Origin of the sequence: Dysgonomonas sp. ZJ279 (genome assembly GCF_011039205.1) — a bacterium.
Taxonomy (GTDB): domain Bacteria; phylum Bacteroidota; class Bacteroidia; order Bacteroidales; family Dysgonomonadaceae; genus Dysgonomonas.
Genome location: NZ_JAAKEL010000008.1, coordinates 31,511 through 55,979, shown reverse-complemented (window position 1 = coordinate 55,979; position 24,469 = coordinate 31,511). Strand labels below are relative to the sequence as shown.

Here is a 24,469-nt window from a genome sequence, read left to right as displayed (position 1 = left end):
TAAGCAGTAAATAGTTTCTGAAAGAATTATTTTTTCCAAATCAGTGTTAATCCGTCTCGCATGGGTAAAATAACTTTCTCTACACGACTATCTTTTGCTATCATGTCATTGAATTTTTGAATGCCGATTGTCTGCTTATCCGAAGGCTTCGCTGTATCCAATACTTTACCATCCCAAAGTGTATTATCTGCTATGATCAAGCCTCCCGAGCGAACTTTGTCAAAAATGAGATCGTAATATTCGATGTAAGTACGCTTATTGGCATCGATAAATACCAGATCGAAAGTGCAATCGATGGTCGGTATTATTTCCATAGCATCACCTATATGCAGATGTATTTTATCTTTTAATTTAGTTTGATGTAAGTATTTCAGAATAAAATCTTCCAGTTCATCATTTACTTCTAATGTATGTATTTCGGCATCGTCAGTAGCTCCTTCTGCTAGACATAGAGTTGCATAGCCAGTGTAGGTACCTATTTCGAGAATGTATTTTGGTTGTATCAGCCGGCAGAACATTTTTAGTAATCGCCCTTGCAGATGCCCTGATAACATGCGTGGGCGAAGTAGATTGACATGGGCATCTCTGTTCAGTTGTTTCAATAAATCACCTTCCTCATCTATATGGGAAAGGATGTAATTTTCTATTGCCTCATCGTGTTCTAAACTCATAACTCATTTTAATGTTTCACAAAGCTAATGATTCAATTTAAATCTCCATAAAAACAAATGAGATAATAACAAAGCTGTTATTATCTCATTTAATATTATAGATTAATTTCTATTCTTAACAGTCAATCAACTGGTACTTCGAAAGCATCTTTAGAATCTACTACACGACCTACATTGTTGATTTCAAGGAAAGATGTTCCTTTACCTTCACCAAATGATCCGCTTAGATAAGCAACATCATCTTGTTTAGTGATAGCTTTAAGATCTAACATGTGGTTAAGAGCTTTCAAGAAATATTCTTTATGCTTGTGAGTAGTGAAACCTGTCGATTCTTGGTGAGATGCATGTACACCATAGCATACAGATAGTTGACGAGCAACTTCTTCTTTACAGCAGATAGCAAATACTGGGCTCTTGCTACGGAAAGCAGCTAGAGTACGAGCAGTGCGACCTGTGAAGCTATCAGTGATAATAGCGCTAATTCCTAGTTGAGTGGCAGCTTTTACAGCTTGTTTAGCTAAGAATGAAGTAGTGTCATACTCTTCGTCTTTGAAAGGAACCGGAGTTACTTTTTCTTCTAGTTTAGATTCTTCTGCAGCAGCAGCTACCTGAGCCATTGTGCGAACAGCTTCGATTGGGTATTTACCATAAGCAGTTTCTCCGCTCAACATCACAGCATCAGTTCCGTAATATACTGCATTTGCAATATCGGCAACTTCGGCACGAGTCGGACGAGGATTTTCGATCATAGTATGCAACATTTGAGTAGCAACGATAACCGGTTTTTTGTATTCTATAGCCTTACGGATAAGTAAGCGTTGGATTCCAGGGATTTTTTCTTGTGGAACTTCAATACCTAGGTCACCACGAGCTACCATTACGCCATAAGCATATTCGTAGATTTCGTCGATGTTATCAACACCTTCTTGGTTTTCAATTTTAGCAATGATTTTGATATCGCTGTTGTGAGCATCAAGGATTTTTTGAACATCTAATACGTCACCTTTATGTCTAACAAATGAGTGAGCAATAAAGTCCGCACCATATTTGATAGCAATTTCGATACATTTTTTATCTTTTTCAGTGATTGAAGGCAAGTTGATGCTAACACCAGGGATGTTAACGCTCTTGCGACTTCCGATAGTACCATCGTTTTGTACTTCAACGATCAATGCATCAGCAGTTTTTTCGATAACTTTAAGTGCTGTTTCACCATCGTCGATAAGAAGAAGGTTTCCTACAGAAACATCTTTTACTATACTTGGGTATGACACAGAAATTTGTTCAGCGGCAGATAGTACGTTGATGTCGCCGATAACTCTTAATTTGTCACCTGTTTTAACAACGATTTTCTCACCTGTAGTAGTTGCAGTTGTACGTATTTCAGGACCTTTAGTATCCATCATGATACCAATAGTTTTAGATACCGCACGTACGTTTGTTATTACTTTAACAAATCCCTCTTCGGTCATGTGAGCCGAGTTCATTCTCACAACATTGATTCCTTCATTATACAACGACTGAATAAAATCAACATCGCAACGCATGTCTGAAATTGTAGCAACAATTTTCGTCTTTTTCTTAGTCATAAAAGTAAAATAGTTTAATTGTATATAGTTATATATTTTAAATGCTTAGAGTATTTATTGCGAAATAACGAACGGCAAGTTCGTATGAGAATAAGCCTAATCCGACTACAGAACCTTTGCAGGCCGGTGCTATCATCGATTTGTGGCGAAATTCTTCGCGTGTATGTATGTTTGATATGTGTACCTCTATTGTTGGAGTTGTCACCGCTTTTATCGCGTCGTGTATGGCAATAGACGTGTGTGTATACGCACCTGCATTAAGAACTATACCGTCATACGAAAACCCGACATCGTGTATCTTATCTATTATTGCCCCTTCGTGATTGGATTGGAAATAATGCAACTCACATTCTGAACCAAATAATTGTTGTAATTGAGTGAAGTATGTATCAAAAGAAGCGTTTCCGTAGATATCAGGCTCTCTTTTGCCTAATAAATTCAGATTGGGTCCGTTTATTATCTGTATTTTCATATCAATCAATCACTTAGAAGTGAGTACCTTTTCCTGTTCAGTTTAGGAGAACAAAGGTAAGACTTTTTTCGTTCGTATTGTAATCATTCCTTACATTTAAGACAAATTAATGTAAGGATTTCAATGCTTGAATGATATCCCCTTTCAAATCGTTCACATCTTCTAAGCCCACTGACAATCGGAGTAGGTTATCTTCTATACCCATAACGGATTTCATCTCTGATGAGAATGTGCCATATATCGTAGATTCAGGATGTATTATAAGCGTTTTATTATCGAACAAATTGGTTGCGCGTCTGATAGTTTGCAGCTGATCCATGAATTTGTAGCAAGCGTCTTTAGACTCGAGGCTGAAAGTAAGCATAGCTCCCGGATTAGACGAAAACAAGCTGTCAGATACCTCTTTGTAAGCTGAACTTTCCAGTTTCGGATAATTTACTTTCAGAATATCTTTTTGCTGCGAAAGAAATTGTGCTAATTCGTATGCCGAGTCGGCCATTCTTTCGAACCGCAATTGTAAAGATTCCATTCCTAGCGCCTGTAAGTATGCAGTGTCGGGATCCATACATGCTCCGATGTTTCGTGCTATTTCGCGTTTTAATTTGAATGAAAATTTAGACATTTCGCTACTCTTGGCAACCTTATTCAATTTTCGGTTATGTGCCCAGTTGAAAGTGCCGTAGTCTAGGATCGCACCACCGATACTGGTTGCGCCTCCTGATATGTATTTTGTCGTCGAAACCACCTCTATGTCGACGCCTGCTTCCTTTGCATTGAAGCCACACCAAGGTATAATGGTCGAGTCTACAATCATAGGAATATTGCGGGTTCTTAGCAATTTAGAAATCTCGGTTAGATTGGCAACTTCCATATGTGGGTTAGTAATCAGTTCGCAAAAAAATGCGCATGTATTTTGGTCGATAGCAGAGGCTATTTCTTCCATGTCGTCGGTGTTTACAAAGCGAACTTCTACGTCAAATTCTGCCAATGTAAATTTTAATATCGAAAATGTATTTCCGAACAGGTGAGGCGAGGTAACTATATTGCTTCCTGCATATGCTAGAGTGAAGAATGTATTCGATATTGCAGCCATTCCCGAAGCCAGAGCCATTACGCTTTCTGCACCTGAGGCTGCTTGTATTTTTCGCTCCAGATTTTCTACCGATGGATTGGTTATGCGCGAATATGTATGCGATGTAATTTCTTCTCTGTTCTGAAATGCTGCTGCTATACTCTCCGAATTGGGAAATTCGAAGGCAGCATTGCGGTATATAGGCATGCCGATTGCTCCATGTATATCGGGTTTCTTGAACTTTTCGCTAATGATTCGAGTCGAGAATTTCTCATTTTTACAATCTTCCTGTGACATAATCTTTATACCTTTTTAATTTTAGATCAAAGGTAAGAAAGTCTTATTAAATAATTATTCTCAAGGCAATATATATTTTAGATTAAAAATTCACTGACAATCTGTCATAAAACATTGTTTGGCAAATTATTTGAACGTTCATTATCAAATAATTGTTATATAAATTAGAATAAGAAAGGAGAATAAATATATGAATTTCAACAATTTTACAATTAAGTCTCAAGAATCTATTCAAAAAGCGATTGAGATAGTGAAAGAGAAAAATCAACAAGCTATCGAACCTGCTCATATCCTTATGGCTACGATAATGACGGGCGAGAATATTGTTAATTTCCTTTTTCAAAAGTTGGGAACAAATGCCGGACATTTAACCTCATTGCTTGGTAAGGAAATAGACCTCTATCCGAAAGTTTCGGGTGGCGAACCTTATTTGAGTCGTGAGAGCAATGCTGCGCTTGATAAAGCTGTGGACTATGCTAAAAAGATGGGCGATCAGTATGTCTCTATCGAGCATCTGTTGTTAGGCCTTTTGTCTGAAAAGAGTTCTGCTTCTCAGCTATTAAAAGATGCAGGTATTACTGAAAAAGAATTACAACTGGCAATTAATGAGTTGCGAAAAGGTAATAATGTAACTAGCCAGTCGGCAGAAGATACTTATCAGTCGCTAGAGAAATTTGCGATCAACCTTACTCAACAAGCTCGTGATGGTAAGCTCGATCCGGTAATTGGCCGTGATGAGGAAATTCGCCGTGTGCTTCAAATCCTCAGTCGTCGTACAAAGAATAATCCTATATTGATAGGTGAACCCGGTACGGGTAAAACAGCTATTGCCGAAGGGCTGGCTCATCGTATAATCCGTGGTGACGTACCCGATAATTTGCGAAGCAAGCAAATCTATTCTTTAGATATGGGTGCTTTGGTTGCAGGGGCTAAGTATAAAGGAGAATTCGAAGAACGTCTGAAATCAGTTGTGAACGAAGTAATCAAAGCCGAGGGCGAGATTATATTATTTATAGATGAGATACATACCCTTGTTGGTGCAGGTAAAGGCGAAGGTGCGATGGATGCAGCTAATATATTGAAGCCTGCTCTTGCTCGTGGAGAATTACGTGCAATAGGTGCAACTACTTTGGATGAATACCAAAAGTATTTCGAGAAGGACAAAGCTCTTGAACGCCGTTTCCAAATAGTGATGGTTGATGAGCCGAGCGAGTTGGATGCAATATCCATCTTGCGCGGATTGAAAGAAAGGTATGAGAATCATCATAAGGTGCGTATTAAAGATGAGGCTATAATTGCTGCTGTGCAATTGTCATCACGTTATATTACCGATCGTTTCTTGCCCGATAAAGCTATTGACTTGATGGATGAAGCGGCAGCCAAATTGAGGATGGAAGTGGATTCCGTTCCTGAGGAACTGGATGAAAAGAGTCGCCGTATCAAACAATTGGAAATAGAAAGAGAGGCTATCAAGCGTGAGAATGATAAAAATAAGGAAGCGGAATTGAGTAAAGAAATAAGTTCGCTTAAAGAAGAAGAAAAAGAGTTGAAGGCTAAGTGGCAATCAGAAAAGGATGTCATTAATAAGATTCAGCAAAATAAGATTGATATAGAGGATGCTAAATTTCAGGCTGATAAAGCCGAGCGAGAGGGTGACTATGGTAAAGTAGCCGAGTTGCGTTACGGCAAACTAAAAGAACTGGAAACAGAAATAGAAAAGCTACAGTCTCAATTGCACAGTATGCAAGGTGGCAGAGCTATGATAAAAGAAGAAGTAGATTCTGTCGATATTGCTGATGTAGTTTCTCGCTGGACTGGTATTCCGGTGAATAAGATGATGCAAAGCGAGAAAGATAAACTTCTGAATCTTGAAGATGAATTACACAGACGTGTAGTTGGTCAAGAGGAGGCTATCTCTGCTATATCGAATGCAATACGCCGTAGCCGTGCAGGATTACAAGATCCGAAACGCCCGATAGGTTCATTCATTTTCTTAGGTACAACCGGTGTCGGTAAAACAGAGTTGGCAAAAGCGCTTGCCGAATTCTTGTTCGATGATGAGAATATGATGACCCGTATAGATATGAGTGAGTATCAGGAGAAATTCAGTGCTACTCGTCTTATCGGTGCACCTCCGGGATATGTAGGTTATGACGAAGGTGGTCAGTTGACGGAGGCTATTCGACGTAAGCCGTATTCGGTGGTTTTGTTCGATGAAATAGAAAAAGCGCATCCCGATGTATTCAATATCTTATTGCAAGTATTGGATGATGGTCGTTTGACGGATAATAAAGGTCGTGTTGTGAACTTTAAAAATACGATAATTATTATGACATCGAACATGGGATCGGCTCTCATTCGTGAAAACTTTGCTACAATAACAAAAGATAATCATGAAGAGGTAGTGGATAAGACAAGAAATGAAGTGTTGAGTATGTTGAAATCGACTATTCGTCCCGAGTTCCTGAATCGTATCGATGAAATTATTATGTTTGAGCCACTGAAAGAAAGTGAAATAGCACAAGTGGTACGCATTCAGTTGGATGGCATAGTCAAAATGTTGCGGACCAGCAATGTGAAACTAGAATTTACAGATGCAGCCATAACATGGATTGCTCACGAAGGATTTGATCCTGAATTTGGAGCGCGCCCTGTGAAGCGAGTTATTCAACGACTTGTATTAGACAATTTGTCGAAGAAACTACTTGCCGGAACCATCGATAAATCGAATCCAATTGTTATTGATGAAAAAAACGGAGAATTAGAATTCCGAAATTAAGTAAAACTATATTTTAGTGATGAAGACCAGTTAATTTATTAATTGGTCTTTTTTTATATTTCATAAAATTGATTTTAGGTTTGTAGTTTCAAAAAAAAGTTGGATAGTATAGGTGTTAATTTCAAATTAATAAGGTTTTTTCATAGCTCATATCTTTTTCATACCATTATTTTTGTTTCGCGCTCCAAGATTTCGACCATATCCATTACATCCTTCACTATTTTCTGTGCTAATACAGATTTTCGTTCGCGCACACCTGTTAAAACATGGCGTACATAACCGGTTGTGCAACCATGTTTTTTTGCAATTGAGGATAATTTTAACTCACTTAGTTCTTCTGTTGTAAACTTTTTTGTATTCATTTTGCATACAGTTTATGATTGATTTCTTACATTTGCCTTTCTTGCAGTTACAAATATTGAAAATATATTTACTAAATGCAAGCGATATTGAAAATATATTTTCTATGATTAAAGAAAGAATAATACAAATAATTGAAGATAAGGGTCTTGCTAAAGAGGAGTTTTTTGCAAGAATCGGTATGACTTCTGCTAACTTTAGAGGAAAAGCAAAAGGAACGCCTTTGAATTCAAATGCAATCGAAAATATATTATTAGTCTTACCGGATATTAACTTAGAATGGTTACTTACAGGTAATGGAAAAGCATACAAAGAATCATCAACGAAAAATAGTTCAGTAGGGATTGTATCAGAAACAAAAACTCCACAATATGGGTCTGATTATAAGGATAAGTACATCCTGCAATTGGAGAAGGAAAATGAAAGACTCCGAAAAGATATAGAAGATAAAGAAATCTTAATTAATGCATTCAGAACAGGTCTGATTGTTTATACAGATGTACATGATGGAGCTAAAGATGAGGAATGAAGCCCATAAGCCTTGTGTCGTAGGATAGGTTGTCTATTTTCAATATTTAATCAAGAATATATTATTATAAAGTAAGTTGTTAGGGATATTTTATTCCTTGCAGATAGTGTGTATTGTAATACCTTAAGTATATGTGTTGAAAATTGCATCTTCCCCTCACCTTCCCTATAAATTTGTTATTTTTCAACAAAATATTTTCATCTTATCATAATATAATATACTTTTAAACACAAATAGGAATCATATTTATATATGGAAACTGTTTGCTGTTTTTGTTTATATATGTGATCGAGAATGAAAGAAAAAGAAGATAAAAACAATGTTTCGATGATTACAAAATCGATGGAGTTGCTTGAACTTTTGTCGAAAAATGAAAAAGGATTGACGTTGCAAGAAATTGTAAACTTGCTTCATTATCCTAAATCATCTATTTATAAAATTGCAACTAATTTGCAGGAATTAGGCTATCTGGGAAAAGAGCCTGACAGCTTTCGCTATTTTTTATCCCGTAAACTTCTTTCAGTTGGCCTTGCTGCAATAAGTGGCTACGACATTATAGAGCGATCTAAGGAATATATGAAACGCTTAAGTGATGAGATCGGAGAATCGGTTATGATAGGAACCTTACTTAATGATGAAGTTATTTTATTAGAGCAAGTGACTGGTACTCTCGATTTTGTTTTTATCCTTAAACGAGGGATGCGATTTAATCTGTATTCTACTGCACCGGGTAAAGTGCTTTTGGCTTTCTTATCGCCTAAAGAGCGTAACGAAAAAATATCGGAATTACAACCCGAAGCTATAAACGAATATACAATCACAGATAAAGACTTATTAAAAGGAGAGTTGGCTCGGATAGCGAAAGCGGGTTATGCTGTTGACTTGAATGAAACAGTGCAGGGAGTTCATTGTATTGCAGCACCAATTTTTGACGAAACTTATAATGTAATAGCATGTATATGGACATCGGGTCCGGCAGGCCGTCTTCCTGAAGCAGAAATACCAAGAATAGCACAATTGATAATAGATGCAGGATTGGCTATATCGAATAATATAGGTTACAAAAAATCAAAATAATATTTATAAAACAACAACATGAAAAAAATTATTGCTTCTCTTCTTTTGGCTTGTTCAGCCCCAATAATGATGGCACAGAGCCTCGACAAAATGCAATGGTTCAACGAACCTGAAAAATGGGATGTAAAAGATAAAACATTAAGTATGTATGTCACCCCACAATCGGACTACTGGCGTATTTCTCATTACGGATTTACGGTAGATGATGCTCCGTTTTATTATTCTACTTACGGTGGAGAGTTCGAAGTAAAGGTAAAACTTACGGGAGACTATAAGGTTCGTTTCGATCAGATGGGGTTGATGCTTCGTATCGATCATGAGAATTGGATCAAGGCCGGTGTCGAATTTGTAGATGGTAAATTGAATATCAGTGCAGTAGTAACACATAAAACAAGTGACTGGAGTGTGATTCAACTGGATAAAGTACCTCCTTATGTTTGGGTAAAAGCGGTACGCAGACTAGATGCGGTTGAGCTGTTTTATTCGTATGATGATGAAACTTATACAATGATGCGGAATGCACATCTGCAAGATAATGTTCCCATTATGATAGGTTTAATGGCGGCATGTCCTGACGGTCAGGGCTTCGAAGCTAAATTTGAAAACTTTAAGGTGACTCATCTACCCGATCAACGCCGTTTACAGTGGTTAGAGAATAATAAATAAGGTTGATAATAAGTAGTTCCGGAGACAAATTATTGGTTTTGTGAATGGATTGGGGTAATGCAATTTTTTGTATTGCCCTTTTGTTTTGTGTGAATCTGTAGGCTTTAAATTGTCGAAAATAATCAATGTTTATATAGTTATCTACTAAATATAAACTTAAATTTGTAATTGTATACTAATGAAAAACAAGAAACATCATGAACAAGAAATTAGCATTACTAGCTGCTTTAGCGCCTATCACCTATAATTCTCTTGCCGCCGATTACACCAATTTCATTATCATCAATCTGGACGATGTCGGCTACGGAGACTTTTCGTACAATGGAGCATACGGATATACTACGCCCAATATAGATAAGATGGCAGCAGAGGGAATGAGGATGACTCATTTCTTAGCAGGGCAGCCTATAAGTGGAGCTTCGCGTGCCGGATTATTGACAGGATGTTATCCAAATCGTATCGGTTTTGCCGGTGCGCCCGGTCCGAATTCAGAATATGGTATTCATCCCGATGAAATGACAATGGCTGAATTGTTGAAGCAAAAAGGCTATCATACTGCTATATTCGGCAAATGGCATCTAGGTGACGCAAAATCGTTCCTGCCATTGCAAAATGGTTTTGACGAATATTATGGACTGCCTTATTCGAATGATATGTGGTCATACCATCCGCAAAACAATATGTTTAAGTTCCCCGATTTACCAACGATCGATGGTGACGAAATAATCGGTTATAATACCGATCAGACAAAATTTACGACAGATTATACCAATCGGTCGATAAACTTCATTAAGAAGAACAAATCTCAACCGTTTTTCTTATATCTCGCTCATTCTATGCCACATGTTCCCCTCGCTGTTTCCGATAAATTCAAAGGGAAAAGTGAGCAGGGATTGTTCGGCGATGTGATGATGGAAATAGATTGGAGTGTAGGGGAAATCCTTAAGACATTACGTGAACTGGGAATTGAAGAAAATACATTAATAGTGCTGACCTCTGACAATGGACCTTGGACGAATTATGGTAATCATGCCGGATCTGCTGCCGGATTGAGAGAGGCAAAGGCTACGACATTCGATGGTGGAAACAGAATACCATGTGTTATGTATTGGAAAGGAAAGATTATGGCAGGAACCACTTCTAACAAGTTAGCTTCAAATATCGATTTATTCCCGACATTAGCAGATATAAGTCAGGCACCACTACCAAAGAAAAAGCTAGATGGAGTAAGTCTTCTTCCGTTGATAAAAGGCGAAAAAGATGCGAGCCCACGTAAAGAATTTGCGTACTATTATAATAAGAACGATTTGGAGGCAGTAACGGATGGCATGTTTAAGCTTGTTTTCCCTCATAAATATGTTACTTACGGTGCATTTGTACCGGGAAACGATGGCATGCCAGGCAAACTGACTAATTTGGAAATACAGAAAGCCGAGCTATACGACTTACGCCGCGATCCGGGAGAACGTTATGATGTTATTTCGCAATATCCGGAGGTTGCAGCCAGATTGATGAAATTTGCAGATAAAATGCGTAAAGATTTAGGCGATAACCTCACATCCAGTCAAGGAAAGAATAGACGTCAACCGGGTTTACTTAAAGATTATAAGTAAGATTATAAAGCTAAGAAGTGTTCTGTATCTTCATGATAAATATTATGGGCAATAATACTAAAATAAAAAACTATTTATGACTCAATCTCTATCTGCTTTTACTCCATTTGCAAAGCCACTCTATGTTATGCTGAAGCCAATAGGTGCAGTCTGCAATCTAAAATGCAAGTATTGCTATTACTTGGAGAAGAAGGGGCTGTATCCCGAGGCTAAAAACTTCGTGATGAGTGATGAATTGCTGGAAAGGTTTATAGAGCAATATATAAATTCGCAAACAATGTCGGAAATTTTGTTTACCTGGCATGGAGGCGAAACATTGATGCGTAATATAGGCTTCTACAAAAAAGCAATTGAACTTCAACGGAAATACGGAAGAGGACGACGAATAGACAACTGCTTGCAAACGAACGGAACATTGCTTACTGATGAATGGTGTAAATTCTTTAAAGAGAATAACTTCCTGATTGGAATATCTATTGACGGACCGCAGGAGTTTCACGACGAATACCGCAAAACGGCAGATGGTCGCCCTTCATTCTATCAGGTGATGAGGGGAGTTAATCTCTTGAAAAAGCATGAAGTAGAATTTAATGTAATGGCAGTGGTAAACGACTACAATGTAGATTATCCTCTCGAATTCTATAACTTCTTCAAAGAGATAGATTCTCGTTATATTCAGTTCTCGCCCATTGTAGAGCGATTGGAGAATGGCGAAGTGGCACCGTGGAGTGTATCGCCCGAAAAATGGGGTGACTTCTTGATCGCTATTTTCGACGAATGGGTAAGAAAAGATGTCGGACAATTTTATATGCAGCATTTCGATTCCGCATTGGCTAATTGGGTCGGGCAAGATCCCGGCATCTGTATATTCGCTAAAACATGCGGGCATGCAGGAGTAATGGAATTCAACGGTGATGTATATAGCTGTGATCATCTGGTCTATCCCGAATATAAATTGGGTAATATTCATACAGATACATTAACGGGGATGATGTATTCTCAAAAACAACTGCAATTTGGATATAATAAGCATGATAAGTTGCCGACTCAATGCAAAGAATGTGATGTCAATTTTGCATGCAATGGTGAATGCCCGAAGAACCGTTTTCTTACGACATCGAATGGTGAACAGGGGTTGAACTATCTATGTAAAGGATATTATAAATTCTTCAAACACATTACTCCTTATATGGAGTTTATGAAAAAAGAGTATGACTCCGAGAGAGCACCTGCCAATGTAATGGAAGCTATCAGGCTAGGTCACCTAAGGTAGACAAGCGAAGTGAAAAGAACTAAGGAAGGCAGCAAAGTATTTTGCTGCCTTCCTTATTGTATGAAAAAACTATGCGAGATTATTTGCTATTCATTCTATATGTTAAAGCGCCTGAAGGACAATCGTTTATTTGTGCAATTAATTGATCGGTGGTGGCATTCTTTATTTTTATCCAAGGCCTGTCTTTCGGATTATATACCATTGGTAATAGTTTGACACAAATACCTGCATGCTGACAGAGTTCGGGTTTCCAGATTATTGTCAATTCCCCGTTCGAATATTCAATTTTCTTTTCCATAGTAGTTTTTTTAGAGATTGATAGTTGATATAACGTGAGTTTGATATAAGCATTATATAATTATGAAATATGAATTAGCATCGATCTTTCGTCCTTTCAGTTCGGGATGACAGAGAGAATAAAGACTTTGTTATCCTTTTCCTTATTTCGAATTCACACTATATTAAAAACATCTGAAAGCTGTATTTTGTTCCCATTGTGATTAAGGATAAAGATTTGGCTGTTCACATCTAAGTATAGCAGCCTCTCATTGGAAGGGGAAAGGGGAAGAGAGGTTAAAATATAACACTAAATACCCTCTTTTACTTATCCGAAAAGAAAACCCGAATATTGACTCTTTTTTATACCTTTGCGCTATTAACAAAGCATCTTTATTATATGATTGAATATATCCCGTTTCTAATTATCGTACTCACAGTTATATCCAGTTTATTCGGCTTTAATAATGCCGAATTTTTCGATAGGTACAAGCTCAATGTAGGAGCTATTCTGGGTAAATCCCGCCAATGGGATCGCCTTTTATCATCGGCATTTCTGCATGGTGATTATATGCACCTCATATTTAATATGTTGACCCTGTACTTCTTCTCTGATGCTATCGTCAGTGTATTTGGGGTATGGCGCTATCTGGCAATTTATTTTGGATCCATTGTCGGTGGAGGATTGTTATCGTTATGGATACACCGTCGCGAATATTACTATAGTGCTATCGGCGCATCGGGAGGAGTAGTAGGTGTATTGTTTGCCTCTATTACTATCGATCCGCATATTGGTATCTATATACTTTTTATACCTATCGCTATACCGGGATGGGTATTTGGAATCGCTTATCTGGCTTTCTCGATATACGGGATGCATTCGCGTACGGGCAATATCGGACATGACGCCCATCTGGGTGGAGCCGCTGTCGGACTTATCCTTTCGGTTATATTTGCCCCGATCTTTCTAATGGTTAATGCCTTATATATTGGTTTAATGGTTATCCCACTGATCGTTCTGGCATATTACATCTGGAAAAAGAAATAAAATCTAAAATTTAGCATTTAACAAAAGTTAATATTATCTCTTAAATAGAGCAGAAAAAGCAACGTTCTAATTGAACATAGCATCTGTATCTTTGTTATATAATTACAATAATTTAATCCAACAGTTAAACAATGAGCAACGAAAAAGATCTTATCCAGTACGATGAAGACGAGGCTGTAAAATTCATACAGAACTATCTTCCTCAAGAAATGAAAGGTAAATATTCAAGCGACGAAATCAATTACATTATCGACATCATCTACGATTTTTACGAAGATAAAGGTTTTATGAAAGAGAATGTAAACGAAGATTCGATTGTAGATATCGACGAAGATGAGATGGTTGAATATGTATTGAAAAATACAAAGAAAGACAAAATTAGCAAATTCGAATCTGAAGAGATCGCCTTCATCATACAAGGTGAACTTGCTTATTGCGACTCTATCGGATTATTTGAATAAAGAGATAAATAATAAATATTATTGATTATGAAAAGATTTTCATTTTTTGCAGCAATAGCACTTAGTTGTGCAGTTTTATTTTCTAGCTGCGGAGCTAGTAATACGGTGAAAGGCGGAGGAATTGGAGCCGGTGCCGGTGGCGCTCTTGGAGCAGGTATCGGAGCTATTTTTGGTGGTGGCAAAGGTGCTGCCTGGGGTGCAGGTATCGGAGCAATAGCCGGTGGTGCAGCCGGAGCTGTTATCGGAAATAAGATGGACAAGCAAAAAGCCGAACTTGAAAAAATAGAAGGTGCTCAGGTTGAGTCTATCAATGAAGGACAAGCAATTAAAGTTACATTCGAATCGGGTATCCTATTTGCTACAAACTCTAGCACATTGAACCCATCGTCTCAAACAGCCCTTACAAATTTCGCAGCATCGTTAAAGAATAACCCTGATACAGATGTTAAGATTTATGGACATACAGATAGCTCCGGTAACGATGCTATAAATAACCCATTGTCTGAAAAACGTGCGCAATCGGTTTATAACTTTTTGCAATCAAAAGGTGTAAACGGTGCTCGTATGGAATCACAAGGATTTGGTTCTTCTCAACCAGTTGCTGATAACAGCACTACAACAGGTAGAGCTCAAAATCGTCGTGTGGAAATTTTAATTTTACCTAACGAAAAGATGATTCAAGACGCACATGAAGGTAAATAATACAACCTTGGTTTAGATTATACGAAGAGCCCCGATAGAATTTTCTATCGGGGCTCTTTTATTTTTGAATATAGACGTCCCTTTTCTATTCTATATTTTGTGTTCTTTGTGATAAGAAATAAAAGCGATATGCGCATGCTTTTTATTCAATAAGTTTTATATCCAACTCGCGTTCAATAATACTCTTCTTAAATCGATCGAAATACTTCGTCCAACAAAAGCAATCAATAATTTTTTATGATAATGCACCTCGATTGACGATATTGAAGTGGCTTTTTTACGGTTCTGAAAATACATTTACGGTCTTGATGCATTTCCATTTGTAACCAAATATGTTAATCCTATACCTTTGTAAAAAAGTAAAATTGCACTTTATTTATATTTTGAAGGTGTAGACTTTATTGATGTTCAATAGCGATAAAACTCAAAAACTATGGAAAAGAAAGTATATTTAATCCTATTAGCGGTATTTCTACTTAATTACACGCTTTCAGGACAAGTAACTATCGGTAGCGGATTTGGTCCTGTGCAAGCTGCTCTTTTGCAAATTAAAGATCAAGAGCCAAAAGCAGATAACATCACTTCGCAAACAGGAGGGATTGTATTGCCTCGTGTGCAACTGCTTAACGCATCCACGCTCGAACCATTCATTTCTACGGGCGATACTGAATGGATCAATGCTTCTACATCGAGGGTGAAAGAATTGCATACAGGTCTAATGGTATATAATCTCAATACAGCAGCTCCTTTTAAACAAGGTATCTACATTTGGGATGGGAGTATGTGGAAGTACTATACGACAAGCAGCGATATACAAGTACTCTCTTCGGGTAATGGGATTACTTTAAATAGTGGTAAGGTCGATATTGGAGGAGACTTGAGCGTCAATGCGACCGTCAATCTCAATAGCAAAATACTAGGTTTTACAAATGGTAGTATCGGTATTGGCACAGAAACGCCCGATGCCAGTGCAGCATTGGAAATCAATGCAACCAACAAGGGTTTTCTTCCGCCCCGAGTGGCACTTACGGCTACCAATAGTGCTTCGCCAATTACGTCTCCGGCAGTCGGATTAATTGTTTATAATACGGCAAATGGGTCAAGCGGAGCAACAGCCGTATATGCCAATAATTTATATACTTGGGACGGGACAAAATGGAGTCAATTAATCAATCAATCCACTTTTGACAATACGTTGCAATCTTCATTAAATAATCTCGGAGTACCCAGACCGGCAGTGTTTCAGCTACAGGGAAATATAAAAAATTTTTTGAACACTGTGGCCATCGGTGCAAGTGCTAAAGTTCCTATGTCGATGTTAGTGAACAATCTATTGGACGATATTTCCTTCAACTCTGGGACTAACGTTGTAACTTTCAAAAGAGGAGGGCTGTATACAATGACTCTTGTGTACGAAGCCGAACACAACGGCACTGGATGCACTCTAGCTTCATATATAGTCGATTTTCCCGACATGAATGGAGCAAGAGGAGATGCACCAATCCAATATACCCGTATCCACTCAACGGCAGCTTTTACTCAAGGAGCTTTATCAAATCACGGAGGAACGATAACTTGTACGGCTTTTATTCCAACTGGCAGGACTTGGCCAATACAACTAGGTAGAGGACAGTCGGGCAATTGCTCGGGAACAGGTTGCACTTTAATTGGGAGAAGCACCCATTTCGTAATTACCAAAGTAGGAGACCTGCCTCCAGCTGGTGTTAATTAAAAAATCAGATATCGTTAGTGTCATCATCGGATAGGTACAGATGAAATGTATCGGAGTTTGAAGTTTTATTTTTTACCTATAAAGTCGTCTGTCTTTTTTATTGCTAAACCAATTGTTTTAGATAAAATACTCATACTATCGGCCGACCTTAATTTATAAAACTACGTTGTGTTGGAATGAGGCCAAAAGTTCGACTTTTGACCTCATTCATTTTTATAAGAGGGCACAACTTTTTCTCTCTTTCATCCCAACCTGTAGAAAGGATATCTCATCGAGCTCTTTCTATTTTATATGTAGATCTTCTGCTCCTGTAATTTCTGTCGATATTTCTCCTGTCCATCCTGCTTCCTGATTGATTGCAGTATATACTTTAATGAAATCGATGCCGGGAAGATTTACCTTTTCGCCTTTTGTATTCACTGCCCAATCTATATCGATAGCAGAAGCATCGTTGTCGTTGGGATGATTGTCCGCATAACCCCTTCATAGGCGTATGATACCCAATATGTACCATCTCCACTTTCGTCGACAGCGTTATCTGCTAAACGGGTGCCTTTAAATGTGATTTTGTCTTCGGTAATCCATTCAGGGAAATAACTTTGAGAGTGATTCAAGTCTTTTGTCTTGTAACCCGAACCACCTTTATTGTCGGTCCATCTGATATATTTGTTACTGGGTGCATTCTCTTCGGGTCTGTAGTAAGTTATTTCATAATCTTTTATGGTGGCAGATTTATTATATTCACTTCCTGCTATTTCATACCATTCGTTATTATCCGGTTTCCCATTTTTATTCAGATCGTATGCGACCATGATTATACCCGGCTCGCAGCTTCCACCTTTTCTCTGATCGTTAGGGTTTGGGTTTGTAGCAGAATAAATGGCGTTGCCTTTCACTCTGAAATCTTTTTTCCCTTGTACGTTTTGAATTGTATGGTCGAATCCGAAAACAATGTATCCGCCAAATCCGCCGAGGCTCACTATTCCGCCATTAATTCCGATGATTTCTTTTTCTGCTTTAGCTATCATCCTTTCTTTCGTATCTCCGTTTTCATATCTGGGAGCTTCATTTACAAACTGACCAATGGCCGGCATAAAATCGTAAACTTTAGTTATATAAGGGCTGTATGTGATGATCTCTTCACCATCATTATTATCATCGGAAGAGCATGCTGCAAATCCGAAAACAAAACCAGTTATTAGAAATGCCTTTAAGGCTAATCGAAAATTTCTCTTTTTCATTATCATGGATATTTTAGTAATATTATATTTGATTGTTATCTATTTCTATTTTTAGGGACAAATGCAATATGCGCCGGTATGTTTCCTGCTTGGGTTTTCCACTTTAGTTTACCTTCGGGTGTGAAACAATATATGTATCCTGTAACTACGAAGTTCTGTACATCAGTCAGATATATTTCTTTTGTGTCAGGATTAATGCCTAATCCATAAGGCAGCATAATTTGTCTTTCAGAGCCATCGGAAATAAAGTTGTTGGAAACAATCTTCTTATATCGGGTGTCCAGAATGCTGTAAGTCGCATTCTTGTTATCCGGAGCATTAAAGAAATAGAGAGAGTCGCCCGATAAACGCATATTGGTGACTGGTATATCCAATTCATCTGTAACAGCATCGGTTTTACTATCTATCACATAGAGTTTGGATGGAATAGTCGAAAGATTGCCCCGCGAATTTACATATATATAGCCTCGTTTGTCTATTACCATGCGATGGAGATTAATACCTACATCTATCTTCTTTATCTCTTCAAAGGTATTGATATCTATTACTGATACAGTCCTATCATAGTTGGGGGCACGATAACCACCCGAATTCGCTACATATAGTTTACCATTATGAACTACCATCTCTTCGGGTTGATAACCTACATTTACCTTACGTGTAAGAGTGAGTGTTGTAGTGTCTATCTCAGCAACAAAGCCTATTTGGGCATTTGGATCGACTGATATATTTGCAGCATACGAACTAACGTAGGCTTTCCCTGCGTGAAAAGCTAAATAACGACAGTTGGGAACAGTTATTTCTGTGATTCGTTTAGCAGATCTTACATCCATTATTTCGATTTTGTTCGAATTGTTGATTACTGCATACAGTTTATTGCCATATACTTGCAGATCGTTGCCTACATCACCCAATTCTTTTACTACGCCCGGGTTGTTTTCCGAATATATATCGCGATAATACACTCCGGTCGGGTATTCGAAATAATCGATTGTAGCTTTATTCATCCCCATATTCCCTTCGTTGAGAAGGTAAAAGCCCATCATTTTACTGTTGCTGGCAGGAGGTGTTATCTGTTCTTGCTCCGACAGATAAACCATTTCGTCATCTCTGCACGAAGTTGATAGCAGGATGCAGATAAAAGAAAAGATATATGCTATATTATAAAGCTGTTTCATATTTCGATACTTAAAATAAATCTGAAATTGCGGCCGGGCATCGGGAAGTTTAATACTACGTCGTAGTATTGATTCAATGCATTATTTACTTCTACGGAACTTTTTACTCTGTAATTTTTGAAATTGAATGTTTTCTGTACTGACATATCGTGGGTATACCATGGCTGTATATGATTGCGTTTAATGTTGTTTATTCCACCATCATAACGTTCACCTACATATATAAAACTATAATTCATATTCCATGATTCATATCCCGCATTAAGAATTGCCGAACCGCTATGCCATGGTGTATAAGGAATCTGGTCGCCATACGATGATAGACGAGGCTCGGTTTTTGTGAAATCCTGCGCTTTGGAATATGAGTAAGTGAGGTTAGTACTTAAATTCACTTTGCCGATGTGTCCTTGTAGATTCGCTACTACATCCAGACCCTTATTTTCTACTTTTCCAATATTGGTCATCATCCATCTGAAATTGCTGCTTGTGGGCGATGCAATGATTTTGTTTTCAATATCAAGATAATAGGCGTCCACTTGTAAAGTGAAAGCATCCAGATTACTTTCTTTAAATTGTTTGTTGTAACTAAATCCAATATTATATTGATTGGTGTATTCCGGCTTCAGATCGCTATAACCGATTTCTGCATAATATAAATCGTTGAAAGTCGGCATTCTGAATACACGTTTGTAGAATGCACGTAGATTGAAGTCATGCTTTTCGAAAGGCTTGTAGCCGACCACTATCGCAGGTGTTATTTCAGATTTATTGGGAGATGCCTTGCCATTTCTTACAGATTCTTGCACAAATGAACCTAACAAACTGGCCTGTGCTTTTACCTTATTTACTTTTACCGAACTGGCTAAAGCAACAAGTGTTGTGGTGCGTTTCGGGTAAGCGAAATTATCGTAATTGCTCATCGTTGCGTTCAGTTTGTTCCATTGGAAATCTGTAGATAGGGATATATCCCACCACGAAGTCGGCGAATACATATTGATAGCCGACAAGTAAACCTCTTGCTGATAGTACGTATTATTGAACGATATTCTGTCATTGACAACCTCCCCCATAAACAAAGTGGTGTCGTTCGATAGATAATGTGTATAATCGTATGCAAACTTACCTTTGAGCTGGAATTTGTATTTAGGAGTGAAATCTTTGTTATAACTCGATTGGGCAAAGAAGTTTTTATCCCATAACCTGTCACCATTATAAAATACATTGTTGACTATTGCTCCGGGCAGTCCTCGTTCCGAATCATAATAGTATATTTTCGATTCCCAATAGCCATCGGCAACTACTCCATATAAGCCTCCTTCGATACGGAGAGCTTCTATGTCGCTATTCTTACGGGTGGCGGTTGTGTCGTAAGCAATAGACCCGTCTGTATTCGCCCGTTTGTATCTGAATTTATACTTCCCATCCGATTTGATGTATTCCGAACTTAAGTTCATACTCAATTTATTGCTGAGTTTCTGTTCCCAACGAACAGAGGGATTGATAAGTTGTATCGATCCGGCTTTGTATCTGACGAGGAGATTTGTTTTCTTATCTTTTTCAAATTTCGGCTTTTTAGTCCGCAGATAGATAGATGCTGCCGACCCAAAATCTCTTGCCGACTGAAATGTTTCGCTTTTTTGTCCGTTATACAGTGATAACTCTTCCATATCGTCGAGGGAGAAACGACCTAAATCGACTACTCCGTTTTGTGCATTGCCCAATTGTATTCCATCATAAAATACGCCGACATGGTGTGTACCCATATTACGTACATTGACAGTCTTGATACCACCTATGCCACCATAATCTTTTATCTGTATACCTGCAAAATAGCGAAGTGCATCCGAGACGGTGTGGTTGCTTAGCTGTTGTAGCTTGGTGCCTGATAATCGTTGTGTCGGAATCACTTCTTGAAAGGGTTTAGCAATGATGATGACTTCTTTCATCTGCTGTATGCTGTCTAACAGACCTTGTGCATAAAGGGATGTTGTGCAACAGTAAAGTAAACAGATGGATAGAAGTCGTATTATGTTTTTAAACATTCGCTAGTTTGAATAATTGATCAAAATAGCTTTCTCTTGATGTGGATTGGAAGAATTGCGCATGCAATATTTGCAGAAAAGAATCGTAAGTATCTTACTACTTCTGATAATATTCTCCAGCCTCATACCTCGAAAGCTTTAAATATAAATATTCTGGCAGGTCTTCTGACTTACTCCTGTTTTGAATATCCTTCCCATCTTATTAATTACGACAGTGGATTTTGTCCATTCAAAACATCGTAGAGCTTACAGCAGCGGGTCTGTTCAGGATTTTCACCTGATTCCCTTTTCATTACTTGTCCGATAAATACGGATTTGCAACACCAAAATGTTGGTGCAAAGATAGGGTATTAAATCGAGATGCTTTCGTAATTTAAAGAAAAATGCATTGAAGCTTACTACTGCTCACACCCGATTCGTTTTGATATATAGAAGATTATGTGAAAACGTATTAGAATCTCCCACGGCGTTGCTCATAGAACAATATGAGGTAGCAAATGTTGTAATATGTAGTGAATCTACGAATTTGTGATGTCTGGATATTTATAGGGCCATTCCATAATATAAAAGGTGGCTTTGTTTATAATCGTTGTTTAAAGTTATAATATTTAACCCATATTTTATGTCTGTCATCATTCCTCATATAGCAATAGAGAGTGTAACCAGCTCATCTAAATTCTGGATACTACAGTATCTCCATGATGCATTATCAGGTATTGGAGTCAGTATCAAAGTGTCTAATATTATTGTTTTCACTGTTGCATTTATATCCCTAATCGTTATTATATGGTTATTGAACATTATAACCTCAAAGCTATCCTCTGTTTTTAGACGGAAAGAGGAGTCCAACATGAGATCCAAAATATACAATGTATTGGTTCAGAAGAAATTTTTTAACCGTCTGATTGTACTTGCTGCGATTATTGTTGTCTTTTTTAGTTCCGGAGTTCTATTTTCGGGATTCTCAGAAAGTTGGATGCGGTTTGAGTTTGCGATTTCTAAAATTGTAGTGGTATTCTGGGTCTTATTAGTATTATCTTCACTTTTGAATGCGTGGGAGTTATTCTTCAAGATTCACCCCAAGACACAGCAAACATCACTCAAGGGTTATATTCAAATTATTAAAATTATATTGGGGATTATAGGTGCAATTCTTATTGTCTCAATAATTGCAGATAAAAACCCATCGAATCTATTTGTTGGTTTTGGAGCTACAGCAGCTTTTATTTCATTGATTTTCAGAGATACAATTTTAGGCTTTGTAGCCTCCATACAGCTTTCGTTTCAGGATATGATACGCCTCGGAGATTGGATCGAGATGCCATCAAAGAATGCAGACGGAGTTATTGTAGATATAAATCTTAGTTCGGTAAAGGTGCAGAACTGGGATAACTCGGTTACTATGATACCTATTTACACGATGGTAACCGATTCATTCACAAACTGGCGTCGTATGGAGTTGGGACCGGGGAGACTTTTTGTCCGTTCATTTTATGTGAGTGTCGAGTCTGTAAAGCTCGTAAGTGACGACTTTCTTGCTATTCTGTCGGGTAATCCTGCTATGGCAAATAATTTTGAAGCAATTCTTTCTTTAGCTCGGGAAAGCTCATCGAGAGAAACCCTGACTAATTTAGCTTTATTCAGAGCTTATCTCGAGTTATTTCTGCGTAAGCATCCTCAAATTAATGATGAGCTAATGCTATTTGTCAGGTATATGAACGAAATTACAGCTAATGGTATTGGTATTGAAATTTATGCATTCTCTCGTCAAAAAACGGCTAGTGGCTATGATGTGATCCATCGTTCTGTAATGGAATATGTGATTTCCAGTGCTCCCTTATTTGATATTGTTCTTTTTCAAAATCCTTCAAGTAAAGATTTGCGCCATATGAGAATTGATCCGAATCGAATAAATACATGAAGATATTACTGGAATATATTATAAAAAGGACTCAGATTTTATACCTGAGTCCTCTAATTTTTTTTATTTCTTTCAGAGTATCTACATTAATAGCGGGTGATAAGAGCTAATCCTTTAAACTTCTCTAATCCACCATCGGATATAAATACAGTATCACCTCCAAAATCGGCATTTATTTCTACCATTTCGTCAATAATATCATCAATTATACCTTCATTGGAAGCATCATTAATACTTACCGGATGTATTTTACCATCTATTATTTCGGCAGATTGGTAATACCCATTCTGAACAAATAAAGTTTTTCCCTTACCTTGTTCTATCGCACTCCATATATCGTTGATATCTACCAGAAATTTTCCCGTATTCAAAGCTTCTTTAAGTTCTGATAATCGTTTCTCATTGTTTTTATGTGTATATTCTTCTACAATATACTTATTTGCATCTATTATATGCTGGGCCGATTTGTCAAAGCTGTCATTGTGTGTTCCGATAATAAATTCAGTATGTTCGGAAATGTTCTTAAAGTAAGCCGTGTTTTTTTCGTCAGCCGATATAACTATAGGTAATGGATTCTCTCTCCATATTGCCCATAGAGCTTTATCTACTCTGCTGAAAAATTCTTTCTGATAATTTCCGACTCTCGTTGCGTTAGACCCTGCTGTGGCGTTTGTGGTAAACAACGAATAATTGATGATGGGGAATGGTCTACCCAGTTCTTCGGTTACTCTTCCGTTTGCTGCTTCTATCAGTCTGGCACGGTCTTGCCCCAATACTAAAGTGTAGTATGCCTGTTGTGTATGCAGTGACCTTATTAAATCTCTGGTAGCAAAAGACTCATCTATAATCACCCGGTTGTTTACTGCAATAGGCAAACGAGTATATTTTGCAATGTCTTCATTTACAAATAATACCAGACTCTCCGTGTTGTGACGATGGTCTATTTCCTCTACCAGTTCTTTCAACTGGTCGATAATTTTTTTTGCTGCTTTTTTGTCGGGTTCAAGAGAAAGCCTGTCAATAGCCTCCTTTTGTAAATTACTCAACAGAATTGCATCTTTTTGGCTATCCGGATGGGTGTGATGAGTATTTAAAATTATACTGACACACATTTTGCCCCTAAGATCTTTAATTTCTTTTAAAATGTTATTCATGGAAATTTTGGTTTAATAGTGAATATTAAATTATATATATGTTGTGATTGTAATAATTGAAGTGTCTTAATTAAAAACACCTTTATTGTGATTAAGTTTATCACTGTCGGGTGTTAGTTTCTATTTTATTGTTTTTTTAGATATTAAAAAGAGTATCTATATATTGTAAAATTCATATTTTGGACGCAATGGGGCTGATGAGAAGAATCGAATTTATTATTGATCGGATTCAATACCTTTGTTTAATGCTCAAATAGTATATTGTCATCAGGATGTTGTTTCCAAAAGATTTACAATTAAATAATTTGTTATATAT

22 protein-coding genes and 1 riboswitch are annotated in these 24,469 nt (G+C 37.5%); of the genes, 11 read left to right on the top strand and 11 right to left on the bottom strand.

Annotated elements, in window-relative coordinates:
* Nucleotides 1-26 precede the first annotated feature (26 nt).
* The 4 genes from G7Y57_RS10745 to G7Y57_RS10730 all read right to left on the bottom strand — a co-directional run bounded on the left by G7Y57_RS10745 (nt 27) and on the right by G7Y57_RS10730 (nt 4,101).
* Complete coding sequence (locus tag G7Y57_RS10745; RefSeq protein ID WP_165023722.1) at nt 27-671, bottom strand: O-methyltransferase; 645 nt, start codon at nt 669-671, stop codon at nt 27-29.
* 122 nt (nt 672-793) lie between these two features.
* The gene (gene pyk, locus G7Y57_RS10740) at nt 794-2,260 is read right to left on the bottom strand and encodes a pyruvate kinase (protein WP_165023719.1); all 1,467 of its coding nucleotides are present in this window, start codon (nt 2,258-2,260) and stop codon (nt 794-796) included.
* A gap of 37 nt (nt 2,261-2,297) precedes the next feature.
* Nucleotides 2,298-2,732, bottom strand: coding sequence for a type II 3-dehydroquinate dehydratase (gene aroQ / locus G7Y57_RS10735; RefSeq protein WP_165023716.1), 435 nt, complete (start codon nt 2,730-2,732; stop codon nt 2,298-2,300).
* A 106-nt stretch (nt 2,733-2,838) separates the two neighbouring features.
* Nucleotides 2,839-4,101, bottom strand: coding sequence for a PLP-dependent transferase (locus G7Y57_RS10730; RefSeq protein ID WP_165023713.1), 1,263 nt, complete (start codon nt 4,099-4,101; stop codon nt 2,839-2,841).
* Between the two features lie 190 nt (nt 4,102-4,291).
* Here G7Y57_RS10730 and clpB point away from each other — a divergent pair, with 190 nt between their 5' ends.
* Nucleotides 4,292-6,880: an ATP-dependent chaperone ClpB gene (gene clpB, locus G7Y57_RS10725; protein ID WP_165023711.1), complete on the top strand. Its 2,589-nt coding sequence runs from the start codon at nt 4,292-4,294 to the stop codon at nt 6,878-6,880.
* A gap of 158 nt (nt 6,881-7,038) precedes the next feature.
* On the opposite strand, the gene G7Y57_RS10720 is transcribed toward clpB, so the two are convergent.
* The gene (locus G7Y57_RS10720; RefSeq protein WP_165023709.1) at nt 7,039-7,242 is read right to left on the bottom strand and encodes a hypothetical protein; all 204 of its coding nucleotides are present in this window, start codon (nt 7,240-7,242) and stop codon (nt 7,039-7,041) included.
* A gap of 14 nt (nt 7,243-7,256) precedes the next feature.
* Between G7Y57_RS10720 and G7Y57_RS17865 the strand changes: the two genes are divergently transcribed.
* The 5 genes from G7Y57_RS17865 to G7Y57_RS10695 all read left to right on the top strand — a co-directional run bounded on the left by G7Y57_RS17865 (nt 7,257) and on the right by G7Y57_RS10695 (nt 12,398).
* The gene (locus G7Y57_RS17865; RefSeq protein ID WP_185153934.1) at nt 7,257-7,769 is read left to right on the top strand and encodes a hypothetical protein; all 513 of its coding nucleotides are present in this window, start codon (nt 7,257-7,259) and stop codon (nt 7,767-7,769) included.
* A gap of 294 nt (nt 7,770-8,063) precedes the next feature.
* Nucleotides 8,064-8,846 carry an IclR family transcriptional regulator gene (locus G7Y57_RS10710; RefSeq protein WP_165023706.1) on the top strand — a complete coding sequence of 261 codons (783 nt, stop codon included), beginning with the start codon at nt 8,064-8,066 and terminating at the stop codon, nt 8,844-8,846.
* A gap of 18 nt (nt 8,847-8,864) precedes the next feature.
* Nucleotides 8,865-9,512 (top strand): DUF1349 domain-containing protein, encoded by a 648-nt coding sequence (locus G7Y57_RS10705; RefSeq protein ID WP_165023703.1) that lies wholly within the window; start codon nt 8,865-8,867, stop codon nt 9,510-9,512.
* A 197-nt stretch (nt 9,513-9,709) separates the two neighbouring features.
* A complete protein-coding gene (locus G7Y57_RS10700; protein WP_165023701.1) occupies nt 9,710-11,125 on the top strand; it encodes a sulfatase in 1,416 nt (471 codons plus the stop codon).
* Nucleotides 11,126-11,201: 76 nt separating this feature from the next.
* On the top strand, nt 11,202-12,398 hold the full coding sequence (locus tag G7Y57_RS10695; RefSeq protein WP_165023699.1) for an anaerobic sulfatase-maturation protein: 1,197 nt from the start codon (nt 11,202-11,204) through the stop codon (nt 12,396-12,398).
* 79 nt (nt 12,399-12,477) lie between these two features.
* Here the strand turns inward: G7Y57_RS10695 and G7Y57_RS10690 are convergent, their stop codons facing one another.
* Nucleotides 12,478-12,696, bottom strand: coding sequence for a (4Fe-4S)-binding protein (locus G7Y57_RS10690; protein ID WP_165023696.1), 219 nt, complete (start codon nt 12,694-12,696; stop codon nt 12,478-12,480).
* A 378-nt stretch (nt 12,697-13,074) separates the two neighbouring features.
* Here G7Y57_RS10690 and G7Y57_RS10685 point away from each other — a divergent pair, with 378 nt between their 5' ends.
* From G7Y57_RS10685 to G7Y57_RS10670, 4 genes are all read left to right on the top strand, one after another.
* Nucleotides 13,075-13,722 (top strand): rhomboid family intramembrane serine protease, encoded by a 648-nt coding sequence (locus tag G7Y57_RS10685; RefSeq protein WP_165023694.1) that lies wholly within the window; start codon nt 13,075-13,077, stop codon nt 13,720-13,722.
* Nucleotides 13,723-13,853: 131 nt separating this feature from the next.
* Nucleotides 13,854-14,183 carry a hypothetical protein gene (locus G7Y57_RS10680; protein WP_165023691.1) on the top strand — a complete coding sequence of 110 codons (330 nt, stop codon included), beginning with the start codon at nt 13,854-13,856 and terminating at the stop codon, nt 14,181-14,183.
* A 27-nt stretch (nt 14,184-14,210) separates the two neighbouring features.
* Nucleotides 14,211-14,885, top strand: coding sequence for an OmpA family protein (locus G7Y57_RS10675; protein WP_165023688.1), 675 nt, complete (start codon nt 14,211-14,213; stop codon nt 14,883-14,885).
* Nucleotides 14,886-15,318: 433 nt separating this feature from the next.
* Nucleotides 15,319-16,617: a hypothetical protein gene (locus G7Y57_RS10670; RefSeq protein ID WP_165023685.1), complete on the top strand. Its 1,299-nt coding sequence runs from the start codon at nt 15,319-15,321 to the stop codon at nt 16,615-16,617.
* Between the two features lie 282 nt (nt 16,618-16,899).
* On the opposite strand, the gene G7Y57_RS18000 is transcribed toward G7Y57_RS10670, so the two are convergent.
* Genes G7Y57_RS18000 through G7Y57_RS10655 form a run of 4 tightly spaced genes read right to left on the bottom strand, consistent with a single transcriptional unit; the run spans nt 16,900 to nt 21,078 of the window.
* Nucleotides 16,900-17,037 carry a hypothetical protein gene (locus G7Y57_RS18000; RefSeq protein WP_255491423.1) on the bottom strand — a complete coding sequence of 46 codons (138 nt, stop codon included), beginning with the start codon at nt 17,035-17,037 and terminating at the stop codon, nt 16,900-16,902.
* An 8-nt stretch (nt 17,038-17,045) separates the two neighbouring features.
* A complete protein-coding gene (locus G7Y57_RS10665; RefSeq protein WP_255491422.1) occupies nt 17,046-17,858 on the bottom strand; it encodes a PKD domain-containing protein in 813 nt (270 codons plus the stop codon).
* A 35-nt stretch (nt 17,859-17,893) separates the two neighbouring features.
* A complete protein-coding gene (locus G7Y57_RS10660) occupies nt 17,894-19,036 on the bottom strand; it encodes a DUF5074 domain-containing protein (protein WP_165023681.1) in 1,143 nt (380 codons plus the stop codon).
* Nucleotides 19,033-21,078, bottom strand: coding sequence for a TonB-dependent receptor (locus G7Y57_RS10655; RefSeq protein WP_165023678.1), 2,046 nt, complete (start codon nt 21,076-21,078; stop codon nt 19,033-19,035). The genes G7Y57_RS10660 and G7Y57_RS10655 overlap by 4 nt, the downstream gene beginning before the upstream one ends.
* 137 nt (nt 21,079-21,215) lie before the next feature.
* Nucleotides 21,216-21,421, bottom strand: a riboswitch (cobalamin riboswitch).
* Nucleotides 21,422-21,700: 279 nt separating this feature from the next.
* Here G7Y57_RS10655 and G7Y57_RS10650 point away from each other — a divergent pair.
* A complete protein-coding gene (locus tag G7Y57_RS10650; RefSeq protein WP_165023675.1) occupies nt 21,701-22,999 on the top strand; it encodes a mechanosensitive ion channel family protein in 1,299 nt (432 codons plus the stop codon).
* A gap of 86 nt (nt 23,000-23,085) precedes the next feature.
* On the opposite strand, the gene G7Y57_RS10645 is transcribed toward G7Y57_RS10650, so the two are convergent.
* A complete protein-coding gene (locus G7Y57_RS10645; RefSeq protein WP_165023673.1) occupies nt 23,086-24,153 on the bottom strand; it encodes a hypothetical protein in 1,068 nt (355 codons plus the stop codon).
* Nucleotides 24,154-24,469: the final 316 nt, after the last annotated feature.

What these genes read in the sequence shown, in the direction of transcription:
- G7Y57_RS10745 (WP_165023722.1), bottom strand. Translation starts at nt 671, where the DNA reads ATGAGTTTAGAACACGATGAGGCAATAGAAAATTACATCCTTTCCCAT.
- pyk (WP_165023719.1), bottom strand. Translation starts at nt 2,260, where the DNA reads ATGACTAAGAAAAAGACGAAAATTGTTGCTACAATTTCAGACATGCGT.
- aroQ (WP_165023716.1), bottom strand. Translation starts at nt 2,732, where the DNA reads ATGAAAATACAGATAATAAACGGACCCAATCTGAATTTATTAGGCAAA.
- G7Y57_RS10730 (WP_165023713.1), bottom strand. Translation starts at nt 4,101, where the DNA reads ATGTCACAGGAAGATTGTAAAAATGAGAAATTCTCGACTCGAATCATT.
- clpB (WP_165023711.1), top strand. Translation starts at nt 4,292, where the DNA reads ATGAATTTCAACAATTTTACAATTAAGTCTCAAGAATCTATTCAAAAA.
- G7Y57_RS10720 (WP_165023709.1), bottom strand. Translation starts at nt 7,242, where the DNA reads ATGAATACAAAAAAGTTTACAACAGAAGAACTAAGTGAGTTAAAATTA.
- G7Y57_RS17865 (WP_185153934.1), top strand. Translation starts at nt 7,257, where the DNA reads ATGATTGATTTCTTACATTTGCCTTTCTTGCAGTTACAAATATTGAAA.
- G7Y57_RS10710 (WP_165023706.1), top strand. Translation starts at nt 8,064, where the DNA reads ATGAAAGAAAAAGAAGATAAAAACAATGTTTCGATGATTACAAAATCG.
- G7Y57_RS10705 (WP_165023703.1), top strand. Translation starts at nt 8,865, where the DNA reads ATGAAAAAAATTATTGCTTCTCTTCTTTTGGCTTGTTCAGCCCCAATA.
- G7Y57_RS10700 (WP_165023701.1), top strand. Translation starts at nt 9,710, where the DNA reads ATGAACAAGAAATTAGCATTACTAGCTGCTTTAGCGCCTATCACCTAT.
- G7Y57_RS10695 (WP_165023699.1), top strand. Translation starts at nt 11,202, where the DNA reads ATGACTCAATCTCTATCTGCTTTTACTCCATTTGCAAAGCCACTCTAT.
- G7Y57_RS10690 (WP_165023696.1), bottom strand. Translation starts at nt 12,696, where the DNA reads ATGGAAAAGAAAATTGAATATTCGAACGGGGAATTGACAATAATCTGG.
- G7Y57_RS10685 (WP_165023694.1), top strand. Translation starts at nt 13,075, where the DNA reads ATGATTGAATATATCCCGTTTCTAATTATCGTACTCACAGTTATATCC.
- G7Y57_RS10680 (WP_165023691.1), top strand. Translation starts at nt 13,854, where the DNA reads ATGAGCAACGAAAAAGATCTTATCCAGTACGATGAAGACGAGGCTGTA.
- G7Y57_RS10675 (WP_165023688.1), top strand. Translation starts at nt 14,211, where the DNA reads ATGAAAAGATTTTCATTTTTTGCAGCAATAGCACTTAGTTGTGCAGTT.
- G7Y57_RS10670 (WP_165023685.1), top strand. Translation starts at nt 15,319, where the DNA reads ATGGAAAAGAAAGTATATTTAATCCTATTAGCGGTATTTCTACTTAAT.
- G7Y57_RS10665 (WP_255491422.1), bottom strand. Translation starts at nt 17,858, where the DNA reads ATGAAAAAGAGAAATTTTCGATTAGCCTTAAAGGCATTTCTAATAACT.
- G7Y57_RS10660 (WP_165023681.1), bottom strand. Translation starts at nt 19,036, where the DNA reads ATGAAACAGCTTTATAATATAGCATATATCTTTTCTTTTATCTGCATC.
- G7Y57_RS10655 (WP_165023678.1), bottom strand. Translation starts at nt 21,078, where the DNA reads ATGTTTAAAAACATAATACGACTTCTATCCATCTGTTTACTTTACTGT.
- G7Y57_RS10650 (WP_165023675.1), top strand. Translation starts at nt 21,701, where the DNA reads ATGTCTGTCATCATTCCTCATATAGCAATAGAGAGTGTAACCAGCTCA.
- G7Y57_RS10645 (WP_165023673.1), bottom strand. Translation starts at nt 24,153, where the DNA reads ATGAATAACATTTTAAAAGAAATTAAAGATCTTAGGGGCAAAATGTGT.